The 279-nt window shown below is 58.4% G+C and carries 1 protein-coding gene; it reads right to left on the bottom strand.

Annotated elements, in window-relative coordinates:
- Positions 1–37 precede the first annotated feature (37 nt).
- A partial coding sequence (locus SB764_RS39540) for a hypothetical protein (RefSeq protein WP_410866689.1) occupies positions 38–279 on the bottom strand: 242 nt, incomplete at its 5' end.

The raw sequence follows: 279 nt of genomic DNA on the forward strand, positions 1-279 counted from the left end.
GTGCCGACCAAGTGGCGGGCGAGGGGGGACAGATCAATCATGGCAAGGCAATCAACGAGGCAAAGTTAAGACACTGGAACCACGGCACGACTTTCGAGAATCCGGCGGCCAGCAGGCGTTCGCGGTGTTCTTCGAGGCTGTCGGGCTTCATGACGTTTTCGATGGCGCTGCGCTTCTGGGCAATTTCCAGTTCGCTGTAGCCGTTGGCGCGCTTGAACGCGATGTGCAGGTCGGTGAGCAACGCATGCTCTTCAGGATCATTGAAGCGCAGCTTTTCCG

This window comes from Paraburkholderia sp. SIMBA_027 (assembly GCF_046535315.1).
Taxonomy (GTDB): domain Bacteria; phylum Pseudomonadota; class Gammaproteobacteria; order Burkholderiales; family Burkholderiaceae; genus Paraburkholderia; species Paraburkholderia tropica.